Here is a 389-nt window from a genome sequence, read left to right on the forward strand (position 1 = left end):
CTTCACTGTCAGTGCTTCTTTTTCAGTACTCTTCAAAATACGGTTCAGTCAGTCAGGGATGATACATAGCAATCAGCAACTCCTCCGCCTTTCTGAGACAACATGATGTCTGGATTACTCAGCTATTTCCGCGCCAGCCCGGAGAAACACGCCGGTGCTTTTAATGAACAGCGCTTTCGCTTCGTCCGGTGGCAGACGTTTCTGGCGATGACGCTGGCTTATGTGACTTTTTACGTATGCCGGCTATCATTTACCGTCGCCAAAAGCGCCCTGGTGGACCTCGGTATATCCACCTCTGAGCTGGGCATGATCGGCTCTGCGCTGTTTTTCAGCGCGGATCACACCGCATGCCGCGCTCACCGTGGCAGGCGGCGTGATGGGCGTGGGGA

General features: G+C 54.2%; 1 protein-coding gene. It reads left to right on the plus strand.

The window, feature by feature from the left end:
* Window positions 1-102 precede the first annotated feature (102 nt).
* On the plus strand, window positions 103-389 hold a 287-nt coding region (locus tag N7568_RS22640), incomplete at its 3' end, for a hypothetical protein (RefSeq protein WP_261611988.1).

Origin of the sequence: Paenarthrobacter aurescens, from assembly GCF_025421775.1 — a bacterium.
GTDB classification, from domain to species: Bacteria; Actinomycetota; Actinomycetes; order Actinomycetales; family Micrococcaceae; genus Arthrobacter; species Arthrobacter aurescens_B.